This is a genomic window from Chryseobacterium aquifrigidense (assembly GCF_006716485.1).
In the GTDB taxonomy this organism is placed as follows: domain Bacteria; phylum Bacteroidota; class Bacteroidia; order Flavobacteriales; family Weeksellaceae; genus Chryseobacterium; species Chryseobacterium vietnamense.
Map to the genome: position 1 here is coordinate 176,272 of NZ_VFPD01000004.1, position 21,377 is coordinate 197,648.

At 37.8% G+C, this 21,377-nt stretch carries 16 protein-coding genes and 1 riboswitch; of the genes, 3 read left to right on the forward strand and 13 right to left on the reverse strand.

Annotated features, from left to right (window positions below):
- Window positions 1-23: 23 nt before the first annotated feature.
- The 5 genes from prfA to FB551_RS21640 all read right to left on the reverse strand — a co-directional run bounded on the left by prfA (window position 24) and on the right by FB551_RS21640 (window position 10,605).
- Window positions 24-1,109, reverse strand: a complete 1,086-nt coding sequence (gene prfA, locus FB551_RS21620; protein ID WP_047428803.1) for a peptide chain release factor 1 — start codon at window positions 1,107-1,109, stop codon at window positions 24-26.
- Between the two features lie 153 nt (window positions 1,110-1,262).
- Complete coding sequence (locus tag FB551_RS21625) at window positions 1,263-2,567, reverse strand: APC family permease (RefSeq protein WP_047428801.1); 1,305 nt, start codon at window positions 2,565-2,567, stop codon at window positions 1,263-1,265.
- 7 nt (window positions 2,568-2,574) lie between these two features.
- Window positions 2,575-5,028: a TonB-dependent receptor plug domain-containing protein gene (locus FB551_RS21630; protein ID WP_142018891.1), complete on the reverse strand. Its 2,454-nt coding sequence runs from the start codon at window positions 5,026-5,028 to the stop codon at window positions 2,575-2,577.
- A gap of 92 nt (window positions 5,029-5,120) precedes the next feature.
- Window positions 5,121-5,226: riboswitch (SAM riboswitch) on the reverse strand.
- Between the two features lie 270 nt (window positions 5,227-5,496).
- Window positions 5,497-8,334, reverse strand: a complete 2,838-nt coding sequence (locus tag FB551_RS21635) for an alpha-amylase family glycosyl hydrolase (RefSeq protein WP_142018892.1) — start codon at window positions 8,332-8,334, stop codon at window positions 5,497-5,499.
- 192 nt (window positions 8,335-8,526) lie between these two features.
- Complete coding sequence (locus FB551_RS21640; protein WP_142018893.1) at window positions 8,527-10,605, reverse strand: T9SS type A sorting domain-containing protein; 2,079 nt, start codon at window positions 10,603-10,605, stop codon at window positions 8,527-8,529.
- Between the two features lie 154 nt (window positions 10,606-10,759).
- Here FB551_RS21640 and FB551_RS21645 point away from each other — a divergent pair, with 154 nt between their 5' ends.
- Complete coding sequence (locus tag FB551_RS21645) at window positions 10,760-11,632, forward strand: helix-turn-helix transcriptional regulator (RefSeq protein WP_167497908.1); 873 nt, start codon at window positions 10,760-10,762, stop codon at window positions 11,630-11,632.
- A gap of 93 nt (window positions 11,633-11,725) precedes the next feature.
- On the opposite strand, the gene FB551_RS21650 is transcribed toward FB551_RS21645, so the two are convergent.
- Window positions 11,726-12,010: a hypothetical protein gene (locus FB551_RS21650; protein ID WP_170872059.1), complete on the reverse strand. Its 285-nt coding sequence runs from the start codon at window positions 12,008-12,010 to the stop codon at window positions 11,726-11,728.
- Between the two features lie 93 nt (window positions 12,011-12,103).
- Complete coding sequence (locus tag FB551_RS21655; RefSeq protein WP_142018895.1) at window positions 12,104-13,711, reverse strand: fumarate hydratase; 1,608 nt, start codon at window positions 13,709-13,711, stop codon at window positions 12,104-12,106.
- Window positions 13,712-13,934: 223 nt separating this feature from the next.
- Here FB551_RS21655 and fumC point away from each other — a divergent pair, with 223 nt between their 5' ends.
- The gene (gene fumC, locus FB551_RS21660) at window positions 13,935-15,329 is read left to right on the forward strand and encodes a class II fumarate hydratase (RefSeq protein WP_142018896.1); all 1,395 of its coding nucleotides are present in this window, start codon (window positions 13,935-13,937) and stop codon (window positions 15,327-15,329) included.
- Between the two features lie 75 nt (window positions 15,330-15,404).
- On the opposite strand, the gene FB551_RS21665 is transcribed toward fumC, so the two are convergent.
- Genes FB551_RS21665 through FB551_RS21675 form a run of 3 tightly spaced genes read right to left on the reverse strand, consistent with a single transcriptional unit; the run spans window position 15,405 to window position 17,633 of the window.
- Entirely contained in the window at window positions 15,405-16,445 is a 1,041-nt protein-coding gene (locus tag FB551_RS21665) for a porin family protein (protein WP_142018897.1), read from the reverse strand.
- 29 nt (window positions 16,446-16,474) lie between these two features.
- Window positions 16,475-17,086 carry a hypothetical protein gene (locus tag FB551_RS21670; RefSeq protein WP_142018898.1) on the reverse strand — a complete coding sequence of 204 codons (612 nt, stop codon included), beginning with the start codon at window positions 17,084-17,086 and terminating at the stop codon, window positions 16,475-16,477.
- A complete protein-coding gene (locus FB551_RS21675) occupies window positions 17,073-17,633 on the reverse strand; it encodes an RNA polymerase sigma factor (RefSeq protein WP_047428786.1) in 561 nt (186 codons plus the stop codon). Before FB551_RS21675 ends, FB551_RS21670 begins: the two co-directional genes overlap by 14 nt.
- A gap of 246 nt (window positions 17,634-17,879) precedes the next feature.
- On the opposite strand from FB551_RS21675, the gene FB551_RS21680 reads away from it, so the two are divergent.
- Window positions 17,880-18,077: a bacteriocin-like protein gene (locus tag FB551_RS21680; RefSeq protein ID WP_047428785.1), complete on the forward strand. Its 198-nt coding sequence runs from the start codon at window positions 17,880-17,882 to the stop codon at window positions 18,075-18,077.
- Window positions 18,078-18,168: 91 nt separating this feature from the next.
- Here FB551_RS21680 and FB551_RS21685 read toward each other — a convergent pair whose 3' ends face one another.
- From FB551_RS21685 to FB551_RS21695, 3 genes are read right to left on the reverse strand one after another with little or no spacing between them, the layout of a single operon-like run.
- Window positions 18,169-19,107, reverse strand: coding sequence for a Dyp-type peroxidase (locus tag FB551_RS21685; protein ID WP_142018899.1), 939 nt, complete (start codon window positions 19,105-19,107; stop codon window positions 18,169-18,171).
- A gap of 18 nt (window positions 19,108-19,125) precedes the next feature.
- Window positions 19,126-19,842, reverse strand: coding sequence for an ABC transporter ATP-binding protein (locus FB551_RS21690; protein WP_142018900.1), 717 nt, complete (start codon window positions 19,840-19,842; stop codon window positions 19,126-19,128).
- A gap of 3 nt (window positions 19,843-19,845) precedes the next feature.
- On the reverse strand, window positions 19,846-21,312 hold the full coding sequence (locus FB551_RS21695; RefSeq protein WP_142018901.1) for a DUF5687 family protein: 1,467 nt from the start codon (window positions 21,310-21,312) through the stop codon (window positions 19,846-19,848).
- Between the last annotated feature and the right edge of the window lie 65 nt (window positions 21,313-21,377).

Consider the following 21,377-nt stretch of genomic DNA (forward strand, 5'->3'; position numbering starts at 1 on the left):
CTTTGTTTTTATTTGTTTTAATTTTAATAATTCTCTTCTTCCCCTTTCATTTTCTCTGCATTTTCTGCCATGATTACTGCATCAATCATTTCAGAAATATCACCATTCATATAAGCATCAAGGTTGTACATAGACTTATTGATTCTGTGGTCTGTAACTCTACCTTGCGGGTAATTGTAGGTTTTAATTTTTGCAGAACGGTCTCCTGTAGATACCATAGATTTACGTTGTGCGGCAATATCTCCCTGTACTTTCTGTAATTCGATATCGTATAATTTTGTTCTCAGCATTTCCATTGCCAACTCACGGTTAGCAAGCTGAGAACGAGCCTGTTGACAAACTACAACAAGTCCTGAAGGTTTGTGGGTAAGCTGAACTTTAGTTTCAACCTTGTTTACGTTCTGACCACCGGCACCTCCTGAACGGGAAGTCTGCATTTCAATATCTGCAGGATTCAGTTCAAAATCTACTTCTTCTGCTTCCGGAAGAACAGCAATGGTAATGGCAGAAGTGTGTACTCTTCCCTGAGATTCTGTTTCAGGTACTCGCTGTACACGGTGAACTCCGGATTCAAACTTCATGATTCCGTAAACACCTTCTCCTTCCACTTTCATGATCAATTCCTTGTATCCTTTTGCAGCTTCGTTAGAATCCGTTACTTCATGTCTCCATCCTTTTGTTTTAAAATACATGGTATACATTCTGTACACATCTTCCACAAAGATAGCTGCCTCATCACCTCCTGTACCGGCACGTAGTTCTACGATAACGTTTTTGTCATCGGCAGGATCTTTAGGGATCAGTAATACTTTCAGTTCTTCTTCCAATCCCGGAAGTTTAGCCTGAGCTTCCAGCTTTTCTTCTTTAGCCAGATCTACCAGATCTCTGTCTGAACCGTCTGCAATGATCTCTTCAGATTCTGCAATACTGTCCAGAGCACCTTTGTACTGATCGTAAACTCTTACAATTTTTCCCAAATCACTATATTCTTTGTTCAAAGAAGAATATCTTTTTTGGTCTGAAATGACATCAGGCTGTATAATAAGGTCTGCAACCTCATTATATCTTTGTTTAATAGCTTCTAATTTTGGAATTAATGATTTAGACATTGTAGAAATTTTGTGGGTGCAAAGATAAGGATTATTAATTCAAAATTAAAATTCCGAATCATCATAAATTTTTGAGCATTAGGGATAAAGGATGTAAAACCACAAAAAGACAGATTTGCCAATCTGTTAATTCATCTTTCTGCATCATCAAAACTAAGTCTGAGATCCTTTAGAAAGTCTTCTGTCCAGCAGATATAAAATAATTCCTACCGCAATAATTCCCAATCCTATCAGGCTTTCTTTAGGATTATGAATGAATGTAAAATAGAGAATATAGATACTGAACAATAAAAAAACTGCCGGGAAAATGTGAAACGCATTCGACTTAAAGATTTTTCTGTCTTTTTTCTTCAGGAAGAAAACGGTAGAAATTGCCAGACTCGCAAAAAGCTGTAAAATAAAAGCGGTATAGACAAAAATTTCTTTAAAACTTCCCGTTAGAATGATAACCGTTGCAATGACTGCATGGGCAAAAATGGCTCTTACAGGAATTCCTTTTCTATTTCCTGCTGATAATGGTTTCCAGATGTAGGTGTGCTTTGCAAAAGCCTGCGTCAATCTTGAACCGACCCATAAATACCCGCTAATTGTAGCAACCAGCTGCAGGGCAATAAAAATATTGACTATCTTTCCGAAAGCGGGCCCCAACATATTGACAGCCGCTTCTCCCATTACATCTTCTTTCCCCGCCAACTGATTGACAGGAGCATGTTTCAGCATAATATAATTCACCAGAATATAGCTTACCGTCACAAAAACAGTTCCGATGATGAGTGATTTGGGAAGGTTTTTCTGAACATCTTTTATTTCTCCTGCAATATAGGAAGCTGAATTCCAGCCTGTATAGGAATAGGTGACAAATACCAGAGATGTAGCAAATGCAGGAAGCATGATTTCCTTCTGCCAGCTGTCACTGAAATTGAGACTATTACCCAACTGTGGTGAATCTGAAATTCCTACTCCCAGAATAACCAGCACAATAATAAAAGCTATCTTAATGAAGGTGAAAAAGTTATGAAACCTGCTGGATGTTTTCAGACTGAATGATAATGCTATGGCCACGAGAAAAATAGCGGCGATCGCAAAACCGTTTCCAAAAGAATAGTCAAATACGGAAAGGTATTTTGACATCGCCAACGCTGCCAGTGCAACAGGAGAGGAAAATCCTATGATGAGTGAAATCCAGCTTATCAGATATCCGAATACAGGATGATAGGTTTCTTTGAGATAAATAAAATCGCCTCCATTTCCTTTAAAATGTGAACCCAGTTCTGCGTAGCAAAAAGCCCCGAACAAAGCAAGAATTCCCCCGATGGCCCATAACAGGAAAATACTGTAGGTATTGGTAATATCAGATAACTGAAATCCAAGCGTCGTAAAAATCCCGGTTCCTATCATATTGGAAACGACAATGGCAGCGGCTGTTTTCCAGCCAATCTGATGTGAGGTAGTACTCATTTAATGATTAAAAATTAAAATTAAGCCTTCCGAAGAAATAATTCCCCAGTGTTCCCATCTGAACCGGCGCGTATTTGAATACTCCATAGTATGAATTTTTATAAATCTGGCGATCCGGGAAGACATCAAATACATTATTGGCCCCTACTGTAAAATTGATATTTTTGGTGATATCATAGCCAACGCTTACATCAGTCACAACCTTTGGCGAGAATTCCTGCACGTCTCCAAATGGATAACCATCTCTTATTACCTTACCAAAATAGGTATTTCTTACGAGAAAACTGAATTTCCCGATTCCATAATTCAATCCTAATGATGCTTTTGTTTTTGGAGACAGTGTTTCAATGATATTGATCTGATCAGGACCAAAAAACTGATCCTGAGGCGTTCCTAAGTTTTCCGGAAAATGGAAGTCTGTAATTTTTGTTTCCGTATAGTTTCCGGCAAGATTGATATTTAATTTTCCATTACCTAGAATCCAGTCATAGGTTACTACAACATCAACTCCTTTGGTTTCTGTATCAATAGCGTTGGCAAAGAATCTTCCGCTTTCTACCTCCTTTCCCTGTCCTACTATCGCTGGATCTGACAATCTTGGATCTGTTATATTTCCAGTAATAACGATTCTATCTTTTACTTTAATAATATATCCATCTACGGTTATCAACAGTCCTTTTACAGGTGTTAAAGTAAATCCGGCACTTCCGTTTACAGAGGTTTCCTGTTTAAGTTTATCAAATCCAAGGATTTCAGCGGCTTTGCTATCATTGCTAAAGATTCCTTTTGTGACAATCTTCTCGCCTGAAGTAGAAATATCAGCATAAGAATTATTGAAATATTGCTGTTGAAGGGAGGGCGCTCTGAACCCTGTTCCAACGGCGGCTCTTATTGCATAATTTTTTACGAATTCATATCGGACGGCAAGTTTTCCATTCAAAGTATTTCCGAAATCTGAATAATTTTCAAATCTGGCAGCCGCATCTATATTGAGTTTTTTATCTAAATCATACGAAACATCCGCATACACGGCTGTTGAATGCCTGTCTTTTTTCAAGGCATTGTTTGGAGAAAATCCGATAAAGGATTGAGAACCACCTGCTCCAAGCACTGTTGATCCTTCAGTGGCAACATTTCCATTGATGTCGTATTGGGTATAAGAAGCTTCATCACCTGCTTTGATCTGGTATTGTTCAAATCTGAATTCTCCTCCGAAAGCGATATTGAACTGTTTTATATTTTTTGAAACATCAAGATTAACAGTATTCTGAAGAAAACTATGGGCTCCTGCATAAAACCGGGTTGGAGATTTTGCTCCCAGAGAAGCATTATTGGTGTTGCTTACATTATAATTGAAGGTATTGCTCCCGAATGTATTACTAAGGTCAAATAGCCAGTCGTTAACATTATATTTTGCTCCCACAGCATAAGAAATATCATATACCTGAGATCCAAGAATTGCCTGAAATCCGTTGGGGTAAATTGATGAAACCACATTGGACTTTTCGCTCGGCAGCCTTCTGAATCCAAATCCTTCTCCTTCTTTAATGCTGAACCCTCCGAAAGAATATACTTTAAAATTATCATTAAAAGGGTATTCTGAGTTGAAAAACAACTGTCCCTGCCTGATCTGGGCATCTCCGATCTGAAAATTAAAATCATCACGGGTTAATCCTCTTTTTGCAATTTCTGCATCATCCGCAGCTCTGGCAGCTTTTACAGCTTCAGCATCCCCGGCAAATTCATACGCAAAATTATCTCCGAAAATATCCAGATCGTGATTTTGAGTTCTTGTAGTTTTACCCCTGTGGCTCAGTTGCAGAGAAAGATTGATATAACTGTCTTTTTTTCCTAACGAAGTTCCGTAATTGACTCCCGCCTGGTAAGTATCCCCATCATTTCGTCCGGTCAATCCATAAGTAAGACTTGCCGAGGCTCCAGCATTTTTCTTGAGAATAATATTGATGACTCCTGCAATAGCATCAGAACCATATTGTGCAGCGGCTCCATCTCTCAATACTTCAATTCTATCAATAGCAATAATCGGGATGGTACTCAAATCTGTTCCTACAGAGCCATTTCCTACGGTATTCTGATAATTTACCAAAGAAGTAGAATGTCTTCTCTTTCCGTTAAGCAACACTAAAACCTGGTCAGGACCCATGCCTCTTAAAGTAACAGGGTCAATATGTTCGGTACCATCAGAAGCAGACTGCCTCACTGCATTAAAGGATGGGATCACATAATTCAGAAGATCCTGAGCGGTCATTTGCGGAGAACTTCTTTGGATTTTGTCAATATTGATAACATCTACAGGAACCGGCGTCTCCAGTTTTGTTCTTTTGACATTACGGTTTCCAACGATGATAATATCTTCGATCTGTTTTCCTTTTTCCTCACTTTCCTGAGCAGCTACCAGAATTACCCCAAGCAATAATACAGCTGTGCTTAATTTTTTCATTTTGTTCTTGCCAATTAATAATAACAGTCTGACGGCTAGTTCCGCAGATATACAAGACTTCAAGAAATGGAATTCATATAGAATATTGACTTCAATTATCTCCCCCAATGGGTTGGAATTAGCACCTTTACACATCTGGAACCGTGCAGGTTGCTAAGGTTTCTCCGGGCCAAATCCCTCCACCTTTCTTGATAAATCTACTGCAAAAGTAGACTATTTTTTTGAACTTACAAAAAAGGCAAATCTGCTGATCCGCAAATTTGCCTTTTATTCTTTCTATAGAACTTGTTTACACTTTTATTTTTGAACCATTAAGATTTAATAAGAGTTTAAGAGTATTAAGATAAGCTTCGCTTTAAGCTTAAAAATCAGAATGATTCATCTTAACTACACTTTATTTCTTAAATCCTTCTTAATGGTTTTAATATATTCAACATTTTTATAAGCTAAACAACTCCATAATTTTTTTTATTTGATCACAATCTTTTGAATGGCTGTTCCTGTATCCGATTTCAGCTGAACCAGATAAGTTCCTGCAGGATAACTGATTTTAGCTTCATAGATACCGTTTTCTTTATCCAATTTGAAAGTATCCAGTTTTTTACCCGTCATATCAAAAATCAGAATCTCTCCGTTTTTTGCCTTATTGAAAATGAGTTGAGCAATTCCGTTCCGAACCGGATTATCTGCAATCTGAAGGGATAATTTGTGGACTGCATTGATATCTACAGTGGACAAAGCGCCAGCATAATTGCCAAAGATTCTGAATTCTCCCGGCTGTAAAGTGATCGGGGATGTTGTGGAAGCTATATTCGAAATACTGTTGTCCATCAGATTCTGCCATTGACCCGTGTAAGGAAAATAAGGAACTACATTCTGTGCGGAAGTCGTGTAATTGGCCAATACGACAACATTCTTTATTCCTGTTGTAATAGCAGCATCATACACATAAATTCTTGTGATCAGGCCATTGGGATCATTCGTAAGATTGTTGGATTCTATACTGTAGGTTTTAGATTTAAAAACCTGATGACTGTTTCTGATATTGATGATTTTAGCCCAAGTATCATAAATAGCCTTTCTGTTCGCATTGGTATCATATCCTAAAGTGAATGCAACAGGTTTTTCATCAGTTCTGCATCCGCTGTCGATGGTACCGTTTGCACATCTGTTGATACTGAACTCATAACCAAGTTCGCCAAACTGCCAGATCATTTTCGGGCCGGGAATGGTAAAGAAAGTCGCTCCGAAAGTCTTCATTCTTTCAAGAGCAGTATTCAGATTTTTAACATCGTAACTTCCATTAACAGCTCCATAGGCAAGGTTTTTAAACATAAGCCTTTCTTCATCATGACTTTCTCCATACCCTACAGCACTCATGTTGGTAAAACCGTGAAGACTGTGGTTCATTCGGTCGTAATTGCTGTTTTCCTGATATCCCATCGTATTCTGATTGTAAGGATCTGTCTGTTTATTCCAAAGCATTACGCCTTTTCCTTCTGCTATTCTATAGTTAGCCCATTGCTGTTCTTCTGTATCAGTTCCCAGGTGTTCAAAGATCATATATGAATTGGGATCAATGGCCCATTGCCTGTCTGCATAATGTTTCATGATATCCACTCTATCCTGCTGATAGGCATTGGTACAGGCTTCATCATTTTCAGAGCAGCTTTGTGTAAATCCTTTCGTTAAATCCCAGCGGAATCCGTCAATGTGATACTCTGTCAGCCATTGTTCAAGACATCTTTCAACGTAATATTGCGTTGAAAGACTTGTATGGTTAAAATCATTAAATACATTGTATGAATGCTTCGGAACCTGATTGAAATAAGGATTGTTGGCGGCAACATCACCATATCCGTCACCATCCGGATCTACATTCCAAAGTCTTACTAAAGGAGAGCGCCCTGTGGCGTGGTTAAACGCCACATCCAGAATGACTGCAATTCCGTTCTGGTGACAGAGATCTACAAATTCTTTAAATTTTTCGGGTGTTCCGTACGCTTTGTCCAGTGCATAATGGAAAGAGGTGTTGTAACCCCAGGAAAGATTTCCCTCAAATTCCATGATGGGAAGTAATTCTATTGCATTGATCTTTAGGTTTTTTAAATAAGAAATTTTATTAATCAATGATTGCCAGTTCTTTTCCTGTGTGAAATCCCTCAATAATAATTCATAGACCACCAGATCTTGTTTTGCGGGTCTCTGAAAATTGGTAACCTGCCAGTTATAAGCTGTTTGACCAGTTTTAAATGTTGAAACTTCAAACCCTTGACCGGTTGGAAATGCTGGTAAATTCGGATAAGTTGAAGCTGAAATCCACGGATCGTCATAAGAAGATAAAATTTGTGGAGAATATGGGTCAGCTACTTTTCTCAAATCATTGGTTCTGTATTGGAAAGTATATAGTTGCTGAGGAGTCAGGCCAATTAACTCAATCCAATAAAGATCCGGATTTGTGGTATCTCTTTTCATTAAATACGTGTCATTCACCATCCAGTTATTAAAACTTCCAATGACATGTACAAAACTTTTGCCCGGTGCATATAACGCAAGCCCTACCTTTGTCTGATCTGTCGGATGATAATTAATTCCCTGTTTAATCCAGTTTGGAATGGCTTCTGAAACAACATTTCTTGGAACCTGTACAATGAATGCTGCCGTTTTGGAATTGGTTCCCTGTGTTGCCACAAGTTCCATACTCGCATCCTGAGTGACTGTATAGCTGTAAGAATAGGTCTGTGAAGGAGTTGTCGTTGAGTTAACAACAGTTCCGTTTGCTTTTAGCTGAAATGTTGCATTGGTACTTGTTGTAGCTGTAATATTGATAGCGCTTCCTGCCGGAACAGAAGTCAGGCTATTGGCCAGCGGATTGGTAAGATTTAAGCTTAAAGTACCCACATTCACAAAAATGTCCGGAGAGGTCTGATGGGATCCTGTTTTATCTTTCAATAAAAACCCAAACCTTCCGATTCCTGTTCTTCCATAAAAAGAAGTAGGTGTAAAAGTGAGTGAATAACTGTCTGTTGCGGCATTATAATTCAGCTTATTCAGATCATTAGAATTGTTCCAGCTGCCATTGGTAGGGCAATCCTGACTGTTCTGATAATTAGTATCAAAAGACCAAGTCCAGATATAAATGGCATTATTGGAAACTCCCCAGGAAGATTCATCAATCTGATCTCCAGGAACCGTAAGCGTAATAACATCAGATTCATTAAATGGATTGGGAGAAATCGTATAATTGATCTGCCCAAAAACATACATTGTCATCAACAGAAAAACAACGGAATAAAATTTTCTCATGTCTTATTTTTTATCGAATATAATATTATTTTTTCTTCATATCCGCTAATTTGAATCAGTTTTCATTAAAGATTTCCATTTTCCGGGAAAAATAAGATAAAAAAGACTCATGAAAATTTCATGAGCCTTCCAATAAAAGTAATTGTAATGAACTAATTCTTTTTGGCAAAAGTCTTTGGTGTTGAATTTCGCTTAACCTTTTATAATCTTTTTAGAGATGGCCTGTCCATTCTTTAATTTTAATTCTACGATGTATAATCCTGAAGGAAGTTCAGTCATATTGACCTGATTATCCGAGAACTGTACATTCATTCTTTGTCCTACTGCGTTGGTAACGTTTATTTTTTCAATCGCAGAATCAGTTTTAACTATAAGAATTCCTTTTGTAGGGTTAGGATATATTCCGATTACAGATTTGTTCAGCTTAGTTTCTGAAGTACTTAAAGAAGAGGTAGGTTTGATGCATCTTACTGATGATCCCTGTCCTCTCATTGCTCCAGCTGATGGGTTGGCGATTGTTGATCCTATATACAGATATTTTGCTCCTAAGCTTGATGTATCAGAGCTCCAGAAATAACCTCTTTGCCCTACAAAAGTAAAGCTCCCATCACTGGAGCTTCTGTATCCTCCCGCCGGTAATTTAAGATTGCTGCTGTAAGCGGTTGCCGGATTACCAATACTTTCAGCTCCAATTAAAGTAGTCCAGTCTGCCTGGGAAGGCATTTTCCAGTCTGCACCTATTGCTTTACACGGATCTACTCCCACAGATGCATTAATATCTGCAGCCGATACTCCATTCCAGGCATCTCCACTTGCAAAACCTGCCCACCATGCAGGAGATCCAGCAATGTAACCTCCTGCAGTGGCACTTGTTCCTTCCGGAGTATTAGGTGATGGAGCCTGAACGACCTGAGAATTTCTAAGCTGGTGGCCATCATCCCATCTTCCCCACTGGAAAAGGTCTCCGTATGAGTTCGCATCCGCTACTGATGAAGCAACCTGTGAACTTCCGAGATTCTGCTGAAGCCATATTTTTCCGTCAGCACCTCTTACCGTAGTATAAGCAACCTGCTGCCCTCTGTACATAAAACTCACACAACCTATATCTCCTGTATTAGCTCCAGGATCTGTATTGCTGCATGTTTGCGGATTCAGGTTCAGAGAAATTCTTTTTACTTTTGTTGTATTGTCTGAATATGCCAAGACAAGATAATTCTGTGCTTTATCTATTGCCAGATCATTGTATTTTGCCTCCCCATCTGATACAAAATCTCCTCCAAAGGGCACCCAGTTTTGTGAATCGTCTAGTTTATAAACGGTATTTCTCAGGAAATTATCATTTTCAAAACGGCTCGCTACCACATAAGGTTTTCCGGATTCTGTTACGGCTAAGGCAACATGCTGTACTCTTCCCTCGGAGAAATTGGCATTTCCAACCTGTACCCATGAGTTTCCGTCAAATTTCTTGACATTCACTTTTTTTCCTCCTCCAGAGTTTGAAACATAGGCTACATAAATCCTATTTGCTCCATCTAAAGCAATATCAGCATTGTACTGTTCCCCTGATGAAGAAGCATCTGCCGCCGCTCCGCCCACTAAACTCCAGTTTTGTGTGGAGCTTGCATCTGTACTGTTCTGAAAAACCTTTATCCCTCCGGAGACATTACATGTATACACCATGTCATTGGTTCCAATCACCATTTCAGCAAATTCGGCACCTCCTGAAAACCCGGCATTTCCTACCTGTTCCCACGCTCCTCCAAAATATCTTTTTACGGTTCCGGAACCGTAAGATCCATAAGTGAATATAATATTATCAGAGGATACTGCTGATGCCTGATAATTTACAGAACTGTCTGTGGCGTTAGGAAGCTGAGACCATAAAGAACCAGTAAACAAACGGACTTCCATCCCGGAGCCTGGATAGCCAAGTTGATTGGTATAATAAATACTGTTACCGTTCGGGCTTATAGACAATGAATTATAAGTAGCTGTTCCTGTTGTAACTCCGGGTGTTCCGCCCAAGTAGGACCATGAGCTTCCGTTAAATTTCTGAACAGAACCTTTGGCTACTGAAACGTTGTAATATGATAAATAGTAGTTTCCTGAGTTATCAATTACAAGATTATTGAAACTGCTTCCTCCTGCAGATACATCCTGAATTCCTCCTACATTTTCCCATTGCTGGGCGTACATATAGCTTCCAGCAACGGTTAGCACTGCTAATCCTGTTCTGATTTTTCGTATTGCAAAATGTAAATCTTTAAACATATGAAATATTATTTTTAATTATTCTAAATTTAATTTAATTTTGCGCAAAAGTACCTCACATAATTTACCCCGAGTTATCATTTTTGAACTTTTGGTTATCCTGCGAAGGACTTTTATCATAAGAAGTTATACCATGGCCGTAAAAATGTGTTGTATGAGGAGTCAATCAAAAAGTGGGCTTTTGTTCAGATCCGAGGACATCAAAATCATTATGCAGGAGGACCTGTGCCCTGATGAATCCTTCAAGTCTCATATGCTGGAGGGTAAGTCAAGTTTTAATCTGCTTTTCCTGCTAAGTGATGGTATTAATCTGGAAGCTCACGATTGCGGAACTCAGTTTGTATTTAAAAAGAATCAATATATTCTTCATTATTCTCCTGAAGAAAGTGTTGCTGAATTATGGACAGAAAATCAGGAAATCCTGAGATATCTTCAGATTCAGATCAATTATCAATATATTTTTAACCTCATCAATCCCGAGCTTAATCGTGAGAATGCTGAGATTCTCGAAAATATGATTCATAATAATTTCATATTCCTTCATAAAGAAACACCACCGGATATGACGGTCGAAATGCATATGATTGTCAAAGAAATTCTGGGTTATACCAAGCGTGGAATTATGCAGAAATTATTTATCGAAGCCAAAATTATTAAGCTTCTTATTCTGATCTTCGAGCAATTTAATGAGAAAAATCTATTGGAGGCTACTCCAAAGACTCCCGAAATGATCCGGAAATTCATTGACGAGAATTATCACAGGAATATAAAGGCGGAGGAAATAGGAAAATATTTTGGTCTTAACCAAAATATTATCAGAAAGGAGTTTAAAACTCAGTATCATACAACGATTGCCCATTACATTTCGGAACTCAGGATGTTGAAAGCAAAGAAACTGATCACCGATAAAGAAATTATGATCAAAGAGATCGCTATTGAATGCGGTTATGAATATCTTCAGAACTTTACCCGGGCCTTTAAAAAGAAATTTGGAGTGTCTCCGGAAAGCCTCAGGAATAATAAATAGAAAAACCGCCTAACGAATTAAGCGGTTTTGTATATGTTGTTTTGCTTTGATATTACTTTTTCAGAATTCAGGTGAAAAAGCAATGACAATCAATTAATGATGATGTCCGTGATCGTGAAGGAAAGGTCCGTTTCCTTTAGGCTCGCTATAGATAACCTCTACACCTTCCTGCTCAGAAATAAGCTTTCTTCTGATATCCTCAGGGTCGAAAGGCTTTACTTTTCCGAAATACTCTTTCAAACCTTCAGTTAGCCACATTGGGATTACTAATCCGAAGAACATAAAAATACACCAGAAACCTACTAAGAACATAGTAATGAAGAATATAGTCCAAAGGAACTGGTAGAACGGCCAAAATGCTGATAATATCGTTATCATTCTCTTTAAGATTTTAGGCAAAAATAAAGCTTTTTTCTTTTTTACACAAAAGATCAGTGCTCTATTTTATTATTTATTTTCGTTTTAAACTAATTAGTGAGCAAGATTTGCGAAGAAATCGTTGCCTTTATCATCAGAAATAATGAATGCAGGGAAATCTTTTACTTCGATTTTTCTTACCGCTTCCATTCCTAATTCCGGGAAGTCTACTACATCTACAGACACAATATTGTCTTTGGCAAGAATAGCAGCCGGCCCTCCGATGGATCCAAGGTAGAAACCTCCGTATTTATGGCAGGCATTGGTAACATCTTTACTTCTGTTTCCTTTTGCCAGCATGATCATACTTCCACCGTGGCTTTGGAATTCATCCACATAAACGTCCATTCTCCCTGCTGTAGTAGGCCCGAAGCTTCCTGAAGCCATTCCTTCCGGGGTTTTTGCTGGCCCTGCATAGTAGATTGGGTGATTTTTGAAATATTCAGGCATTGGTTTTCCGCTGTCGATAATTTCTTTAATTTTTGCGTGGGCGATATCTCTTGCTACGATCAACGTTCCGTTCAGTTTCAATCTGGTTTTGATCGGATATTTAGAAAGTTCCGCAAGAATTTCCGGCATTGGTTTATTCAGGTTAATCTCAACTGCTTCTTCTAAGTGTGGAGGTGTATCAGGTAAGAATCTTTTTGGATCCTGCTCCAACTGCTCAAGGAAGATCCCTTCTTTTGTGATTTTCCCTTTGATATTTCTGTCCGCAGAACAAGAAACACCCATTCCTACAGGACAAGATGCAGCATGTCTCGGAAGTCTGATCACTCTTACATCATGAGTAAGGTATTTTCCTCCGAACTGAGCTCCGATAGCACTTTCCTGGCAGATTTTCTGAACTTTTGCTTCCCATTCAAGGTCTCTGAATGCCTGTCCGGCCTCATTTCCTTCTGTTGGAAGATGGTCATAGTATTTTGCCGAAGCTTTTTTCACTGCAGCAAGGTTGGCTTCTGCTGAAGTTCCTCCAATTACCAATGCCAGGTGGTAAGGCGGGCATGCAGCGGTACCAAGGTCTGAAATTCTTTCTTTAACGAACTCTTCAAGAGATTTTTCGTTCAGTAAAGATTTTGTTTTTTGATATAAGAATGTTTTGTTGGCAGAACCTCCTCCTTTTGTTAAGAATAAAAATTCGTAATAATCTCCTTTTTTGGCATAGATATCAATCTGTGCAGGAAGGTTAGATCCTGAATTTTTCTCATCAAACATGGTCAGAGGAACGACCTGAGAATATCTTAAGTTTCTTTTCTGATAGGTATTGAAAATTCCTTTGCTCAGGTATTCCCCATCTTCTACTCCTGTATATACATTTTCACCTTTCTTTCCCATTACGATAGCTGTTCCTGTATCCTGGCATGAAGGAAGAGCTCCCTCAACGGCTACTGCAGCGTTTTGTAAAAGGTTATAAGCAACGAATCTGTCATTATCTGTAGCCTCAGGATCATCAATGATTCTTCTAAGGCTTTCTAAGTGTGAAGAACGAAGCATGAAAGAAACATCTGCCATAGCTTCTTCAGCTAACAGCTCCAGTCCTTTCGGATCAATTGTTAAAATTTCTCTTTCACCCAGTTTTTCAACCTTTACATAATCTGATGTAAGTTTTTTGTACACCGTATCATCTTTCTGAATAGGATACGGATCCTGATATCTAAAATCCATTCAATTTTTGTTTGTACAAAAATACGCCTCCTTAAAAAAATATGAGTAAAATCAGTCATTTAAATTGATATTTATAATGATTATAAATTGGAGATTTCTGAGTTTATAAGTACCTTTATAGAAGCTAAATAAACGAAGCCAAAACATTATTTTTTCATAAAACATGAATAATATCAACATATTTATGGCTTAGAATAAAAAGATCATACAAATTTCAACCACTATGAATTACAGAATAGAAAAAGACACCATGGGAGAAGTGCAGGTACCTGCAGACAAACTTTGGGGTGCACAGACAGAACGTTCCAGAAACAATTTCAAAATAGGACCTGAAGGTTCAATGCCGCATGAGATTATTGAGGCTTTTGCTTATCTGAAAAAGGCTGCTGCTTATGCCAATACAGACCTGGGAGTACTTTCTTCGGAGAAAAGAGATATGATTGCGAAAGTATGTGATGAAATCCTGGAGGGAAAATTGAATAATCAGTTTCCATTGGTGATCTGGCAGACAGGTTCCGGAACACAATCGAATATGAATGTGAATGAAGTAATTTCAAACAGAGCACACGTCAACAACGGAGGAACATTAGGTGAAAAGTCTGAAATTCACCCGAATGATGATGTGAATAAATCACAGTCTTCGAATGATACGTATCCTACTGCCATGCACATTGCTGCGTATACAAAAGTGGTGGAAGTGACTATTCCGGCGGTGGAGAAATTAAAAAATACGTTGGCTGAAAAATCAAAAGCCTTCAAAGATGTTGTCAAGATCGGAAGAACCCACCTGATGGATGCGACTCCACTTACTCTTGGGCAAGAATTTTCGGGATATGTGGCTCAATTGGAATTCGGATTGAGAGCTTTAAAAAATACCTTGCCTCACCTTTCTGAACTTGCCTTAGGCGGAACAGCTGTAGGTACAGGATTGAATACTCCTAACGGCTATGATGTAAAAGTAGCGGAATATATCGCTCAGTTCACGAAACATCCTTTCGTTACTGCTGAAAATAAATTTGAAGCCCTTGCTGCTCATGATGCGATTGTAGAATCTCACGGAGCATTAAAGCAACTGGCTGTTTCTTTATATAAAATTGCTCAGGATGTAAGATTACTGGCATCAGGTCCTCGTTCCGGAATCGGGGAAATTCATATTCCTGAGAATGAACCGGGATCTTCTATTATGCCGGGGAAAGTAAATCCTACTCAAAATGAAGCAATGACGATGGTTTGTGCACAGGTTCTAGGAAATGACACAACAATTTCGTTTGCCGGAACTCAAGGGAATTATGAACTGAATGTTTTCAAACCTGTAATGGCTTACAATTTTTTACAGTCTGCTCAATTGATTGCAGATGCATGTATTTCCTTCAATGATCACTGTGCAGTAGGTATTGAACCGAATCACGAGAGAATTAAAGAACTGGTAGACAAATCTTTAATGCTGGTAACCGCTTTGAATACTCATATTGGATACGAAAATGCCGCTAAAATTGCTAAAACAGCCCATAAAAATGGAACCACGTTAAAAGAAGAAGCCATCAATCTTGGCTTGTTAACTGCTGAACAGTTCGACGAATGGGTAAAACCTGAAGATATGGTAGGAAGCTTAAAATAATGATTCTATAACTGATACAATGCAAAAACTCCGGGAGCCTTTCCCGGAGTTTTTCATTTTGCTATTAAAATTTATTTAATCCAGTCCGATGGCCACGCCGAATATCAGCGCTTTATCATTTTTGAAATAACTGTCTTTAAAGAAGTTGCTGAAATCTTTTTTCACAAACAGACTGAAGCTGTTGTATGAAAACGTAATCTGCGCTCCATAGACAAAAGGATTTACCTGATAATTCCCTCGGTCTCTTGTTTCGCCATCATTTCCTTTTACAATATTATTGGTAGCCATCTTTACACCACCGTAAACATTGGCTCCTATTTTAAATCCGGTATAATAACTGCGGTATTGGATATCCATTCCGGCATTTTTAAGTTTAGAAAAATTATACTGCACCCCAAGAGGAACCATAATATATCCTGTTCTCAGCTTGCTTTTATCAAGGTTTCCACTGTATTGTGCCAAAGCAACTCCCTGATCTGCACTTCTTGTAAAAAGCATATTATTATCCGCTCTTACCGTTCTCCATGAAAACCCTAATCCCGAGACAATTGCCCATGGGCTAGTTCTACTAAGCTGATAGTTCAGTTTTAGCCCAAATTCAAGATTATTGGCGTATCCTATGTTTTTATCCAGTTCATTATCCTGAGAACTGTTTGTTAAAGTCATAATTCCATAAGAGAAATACCCTGTAAAGCTTCTGCTGGGACGGAATTTTTTCAACAGTTTTTCTTTAAGCTCATCTTTAGAGGTGACATCAGTATTCAAAAGGGAATATCTTACCTGTTTTTGGATAACGTCATCCAGATCAAATCCAAGTTCCTCAATTCTCTTATCCATTTTCTCGGAATAACGGTCTGCAATCCGGGCTTTTTCTCTGTCGAAATCTGCCTTATCCAGGTTTTTGGCCTGTAGAACCAACAGTTCTTCTTCCATCAGCTTTTTCTCTTCCTGGATGATGGTATTGATTTTTGCAGCATATTCTTCTACTTTTTCTTTTACAATAGGGCTTACCTCTGTATCTTTTTTAGAAGACAGGTTAATATTAAAGGTCTTCTGTGCATAGAATGATGCTGAAAAAGAGCACAGCAATCCCATTACGATTAATTTCTTGATCATAGTATTAATTTTAAATTTTTACGGATATATTATCTGGCATTCAGATCTATAGTAGTGGCCACGTTACTTCCATCCTTTGTTTTTTCGATGACATCTTTATGCTCTACTGAGAAAAGAAGTGTGGATGGGTCTACATATTTTTTCTTTTTAACCGGAGTTTTTATAGAATCGGCTTTTGCCATAAGTTTAGGATTGGAAATCTGGGTGATATCCAGCTTCTTCAAAGGAAGAGTTTCTTTAGGAATAAGTTTATTCTGACCAATTGCCACCGGAGAAATCACTTCTTGTTTATCCTGGGAAAATGTTTGCTTTACTTCCTTTTTATTATTATTCTCAACTGCCAAAGGAGCAGCATTCTGAGCTGGAATTTTTATAATTTCTTCTGTCTTTTTTTCTCCCGCTTGTTTTACAATTACCGGATTAGTTTCTGAAGGTTCATTAAGAAAAAAAAGAACGCTCCCCAAACTGAATATCAAAATCAAACAGGCAGCTATTAAAAGCCAGTTCATTTTCGATTTGGAACGGTGATTATTGCTGTTCTGAAGCTCAATTTCGGACCACAGATCCCTTGATGGAGCAATTTCTCTTTCCTCAATCTGCTTTTTGATCTGAAATCCAATATTTTCTTTAGACGTTTTCATTTTTCACTTTTTTTTGTTGTTGAAAATAGATCTTTCTCAATTTTTCTTTTGCTCTGAACAGCTGTGTCTTGCTGACAGCCACTGAAATCTGCAAAGTATCAGCAATTTCCTGATGAGAATATTCTTCCAGTACATACAGGTTAAAAACCATTCTGTAGGCATCGGGAAGCTGGTCTAAAAGCTCCTGAGCATTAAAATCGCAATCAATCTCTGCTTCATGAATGTCTTCGTGAAAAGACTGATTAATCTCGTCCAGATAGAAAACTGTTTTATGACTTTTGATAAAATTAAGGCATTCATTGACCACAATTCTTCTTGCCCAGCTTTCCAGGTTCGACTCTCCTCTGAAGCTTTCTATATGCTTAAAAATTTTACAGAACGCTTTAATGAGACAATCTTCTGCCTGATACAAATCGCTCACATAGCTTTTGCTTACACTCAGGAATCTCTTCACGTTCTGTTCATAGAAAATCTTCTGTGCAGCCGGATCCTGTTTCTTCAGGAGGCTCAACAAATCATTCTTTTTATTTCCGAACAAAAGTTTCATGCTTATGCTGTTTCTATACTAAAGACACTCAAAACAAAAAAAAGTTACAACAGTTTTAAAAAAATTATTCTTTTTTACAATAAGTTGATATTTTTTACCCGGAGTTACAAATTCTTCTCCCTTTTTACTTCAAAAAAACAAAAGAAAAATTTCCAATTAAAAACTGAAAAACAGCGCTTTAATAAAGAAGATTTCATGTTTGTTTTTTTTCCTATATTAGGGATTAATTAATTTAAAACTAAACCTATGAAAAATTTAAAGAAATTAGAAAGAGAAAATTTAAAAGCAGTACTAGGAGGAGGCTTTACATGCCTTGGTAATCTTTACCTGGTAGAAGCTAACGGCTATTATGCATGCTGTACAAAACCTGATGTAGATCCTTGCAACTCTTCTGCATTTTGTCTGACTCCTGTTGGTATGTGTGATACTGGTATACCCGCTTAATCATAAGCTCAATTGCAACAATAAAGGGTCATAATTTCTCTAAAAGTAACTGATAAAAAGGCTGCCTCAGATTGAGACAGCCTTTTCTATATTATCCTGAGAATTCATCAAGCATATTTCTGGTAGGAACAAAGAAAAGCGTTCCTGTAACTGCTGTACTGAAATCTAAAATTCTGTCATAATTTCCCGGAGGATCACCTATAAACATTTGGGTCAGCATTTTTTTTGTTGTTGCAAATGTACTTGAATAGGCAATAAAGTAAGTTCCAAACTCATTCGTAGAAGGATTCCCAAAAGGCATATTATCTCTGACAATTTTCAATTCTTCACCATTCTCGCCTTCTATATTGGCTAACGCAATGTGTGAATTCGAAGGTTTTACAGCATCAGACATTTCAATATCATTTTCCTTTGACCTCCCGATTACTTTCTCCTGATCTTCTGTTGATAAGCTCTTCCAGGCATCCATATTGTGAAGATATTTCTGAACAAACAGATAACTTCCTCCTTTATATTCAGGATCTTCATCTCCTATTTTTCCAAAATAATCACGGTCTTCCCCATGAGGGTTTTCTGTACCGTCTACAAAACCGAGAATAGAACGTGCATCCCAATATTTGAATCCATGAATCTCCAGAATGCTTTCAGCTACTGAACTTAGCAATCCGGATATTTCAACCGCCATATCGAAAATAATACTATTGTTATCTGCTCTCAGGTGAAAATGAAGATCTCCAGGAGTAGAAACAGCTGTATGTTTTACTCCTTTTATTTCTTCAAAATTGATTAACTCCTTTGGCGGTGGTGACGGAAGTTCAAGTTTTCTCCATGCATCTGCACCAATTCCCATGACACAGCTTGCCCTGCTATCCGGGAAACGGTTAAACACCGAATTATTAAGATTTAACACCAATGCGCATAATTCCTGAAAAACATTTTTCAGCTGTGGACTGTCATGAAGCTTCCAGACCATAAAAATAGTATTGCTATTTGGATAATCTGTTACATTCTGTGATTCTGTCGTATTCATACCTCTATTTTTGTGGTATTAAATATCCGAAACTGAAATCTGATCTGCAAAATATTGTTCCAGATCTTTCAATGTTTCAGGGTTGGTCTGAATATCTTTTACCAAAAGACCTTTGTTCACAACAACAATTCTGTTACATACTTCCGTGGTGTGGGAAAGATCATGGCTTGAAATAAGGAAAGTAACACCATCCTGTTTTGATAATTCCTTGATCAGGTTTTTAAGTTTAATCTGTGTGGATGGATCGAGATTCGCAAAAGGTTCATCCAAAATAATAATCTCAGGGTTTCCAATAATAGCGCCTACAATTCCTACCTTTTTCTGATTCCCTTTTGAAAGATCGCGGACATATTTCCCCGACTTAAGGATTTCTCCATTGAAAAAATCATGAAAAGGCTTCAGGAATTCATCTACTGATGCTTTGTTCTGCCCTCTCAACTCTCCAATGAAATAAAAATATTCTTCTGGAGTAAGATAGCCAATAAGAAATGTGTCGTCTACAAAGGCTGAAACCTTATTTTTCCAGGCTTCAGATTCATTGACTTTAATTCCGTCGATGCTTACAGATCCTGTAGTAGCCTGAATTAAATCAAGCATCAGGCTGAAAAGAGTTGTTTTTCCGGCTCCGTTATTTCCTACGAGGCCAAATGTTTCCCCGTTGGGAATTTCAAGATGTTCGATATTAAGAACCGTTGCTTTTCCGTATGTTTTAGATAAATTTTGTATATTGATCATGGCTTAACTTATATTTTTAAATGCATCCAGTGTGCTGTATTTTTCTTTCTTGTAAAGTTTTACGATAATATCGAAGATTTTCTCTCTCAGGAAAAATCCTACAATCCCGATAATGGCAATACTGACTACTCCTCCGGTAATTCCCCACAAATATTTTGTTAAGGCAAAAACACCCATCGGGAGAAGCATTTTAGGAATCAGCAGAAGTATAGCGATCATATTGAAGCTTCCTTTCTGTCCCAATCTTTTCTCTTTTGAATTCAGGTCAATCTGCGTTTTATTGAAAGCTCCGGACCACAAGGTAAATTGAGAATTCACCCCTATATTATATAATCCTGCTGCAAAAAATGTAACGTATACTTCCCACCCGAAATAGGCATAACACAGGGCTATAATGATGGAAATTCCTGTCACAATATTCATCAGCCACCATTTCGCTTTTAAATATTCTTTATAGGGAACATTCAGGGTCATCATCAATGGATAGTAGGAACTGTCAAAAGCGGGAACTCTCTGTCCAAAAAGAAACTGAAAGCCTCCTGTTACAAAAAGTCCCATAACCATCATCATTGCCGGTGTTTTGTACATTGAGGAAGTAAACATCAGCAATCCGTAGAACAGAAACATAAAGCTGCCCAGCAAAATTCCCTTGGGTACTTTATTACGTCTCAACATTTTAATATCATTATTGATAAATGTCCCGATAACGCCATATTTATTCAGGAAGGCAATGTTTTCTGTTTTCCCAACCGTTTTCTTCGCTTCAAGTCCCTGATCCAGGTAAAACTCGTTACGAAGGTAACGGAAACAGACCCACCACAGTATTATGAACAAAGCTACAGGTATCAGTACGAAATAGGGCTTTTCATAGAAACTAAAGAAAACCGACTCGGAATATGACAAAACAGGAACAATATTGTAATAAGCCAAAGCTCCTATACCAAGAAAGCATATTCCTGTAACCACTGCCAGGGTTTCTTTACCGTTGAAGAAAATGTTGATAAAATTATTCAGATACAACAATGAAATCACTCCTGTAAGCCATAACAAAATTCCCAAAATACTATATCCATTGAATACGGCAATCAGTGAAAAGGTAATAAAGAATAAGGAACTCAGCCAGCTGAATGCCGAAAGAAAAGTTTTAGCCAGCATATAATTGACTAGTGTATTCTTCCGGATATTCATCGTAAGGAAGGGTTTGATATTCTGCGTAGGAATTTCCTGCCATAGATATTTGAGAACAAGATCAATAATCCAGGCAACGATCATGAATTTTGAAACCAGCTTTACAGGATTCTGATGCATCTCCTCCTGCAAGTAGAAGAAAGCAATAAAAGCTCCACCTACAAGACAGCCCACGAAATAAAGTATTGCAATAAAACGGAGGATTTTCATGGTCAGATTGATCCCTAAAGATGTACCACGAAAAAAGCTTTTGATTTCAAGCTTAAGGAACTTTAGAAACATATTTTAGTTTTTTACATTAGTAAATATAAAGTAAAATATGTTACAAATTTTTAAGAAAAAGTGGA

Excerpts from the sequence above, each read along its gene's own strand:
- prfA (WP_047428803.1), bottom strand. The coding sequence starts at position 1,109 with ATGTCTAAATCATTAATTCCAAAATTAGAAGCTATTAAACAAAGATAT.
- FB551_RS21625 (WP_047428801.1), bottom strand. The coding sequence starts at position 2,567 with ATGAGTACTACCTCACATCAGATTGGCTGGAAAACAGCCGCTGCCATT.
- FB551_RS21630 (WP_142018891.1), bottom strand. The coding sequence starts at position 5,028 with ATGAAAAAATTAAGCACAGCTGTATTATTGCTTGGGGTAATTCTGGTA.
- FB551_RS21635 (WP_142018892.1), bottom strand. The coding sequence starts at position 8,334 with ATGAGAAAATTTTATTCCGTTGTTTTTCTGTTGATGACAATGTATGTT.
- FB551_RS21640 (WP_142018893.1), bottom strand. The coding sequence starts at position 10,605 with ATGTTTAAAGATTTACATTTTGCAATACGAAAAATCAGAACAGGATTA.
- FB551_RS21645 (WP_167497908.1), top strand. The coding sequence starts at position 10,760 with ATGAGGAGTCAATCAAAAAGTGGGCTTTTGTTCAGATCCGAGGACATC.
- FB551_RS21650 (WP_170872059.1), bottom strand. The coding sequence starts at position 12,010 with ATGATAACGATATTATCAGCATTTTGGCCGTTCTACCAGTTCCTTTGG.
- FB551_RS21655 (WP_142018895.1), bottom strand. The coding sequence starts at position 13,711 with ATGGATTTTAGATATCAGGATCCGTATCCTATTCAGAAAGATGATACG.
- fumC (WP_142018896.1), top strand. The coding sequence starts at position 13,935 with ATGAATTACAGAATAGAAAAAGACACCATGGGAGAAGTGCAGGTACCT.
- FB551_RS21665 (WP_142018897.1), bottom strand. The coding sequence starts at position 16,445 with ATGATCAAGAAATTAATCGTAATGGGATTGCTGTGCTCTTTTTCAGCA.
- FB551_RS21670 (WP_142018898.1), bottom strand. The coding sequence starts at position 17,086 with ATGAAAACGTCTAAAGAAAATATTGGATTTCAGATCAAAAAGCAGATT.
- FB551_RS21675 (WP_047428786.1), bottom strand. The coding sequence starts at position 17,633 with ATGAAACTTTTGTTCGGAAATAAAAAGAATGATTTGTTGAGCCTCCTG.
- FB551_RS21680 (WP_047428785.1), top strand. The coding sequence starts at position 17,880 with ATGAAAAATTTAAAGAAATTAGAAAGAGAAAATTTAAAAGCAGTACTA.
- FB551_RS21685 (WP_142018899.1), bottom strand. The coding sequence starts at position 19,107 with ATGAATACGACAGAATCACAGAATGTAACAGATTATCCAAATAGCAAT.
- FB551_RS21690 (WP_142018900.1), bottom strand. The coding sequence starts at position 19,842 with ATGATCAATATACAAAATTTATCTAAAACATACGGAAAAGCAACGGTT.
- FB551_RS21695 (WP_142018901.1), bottom strand. The coding sequence starts at position 21,312 with ATGTTTCTAAAGTTCCTTAAGCTTGAAATCAAAAGCTTTTTTCGTGGT.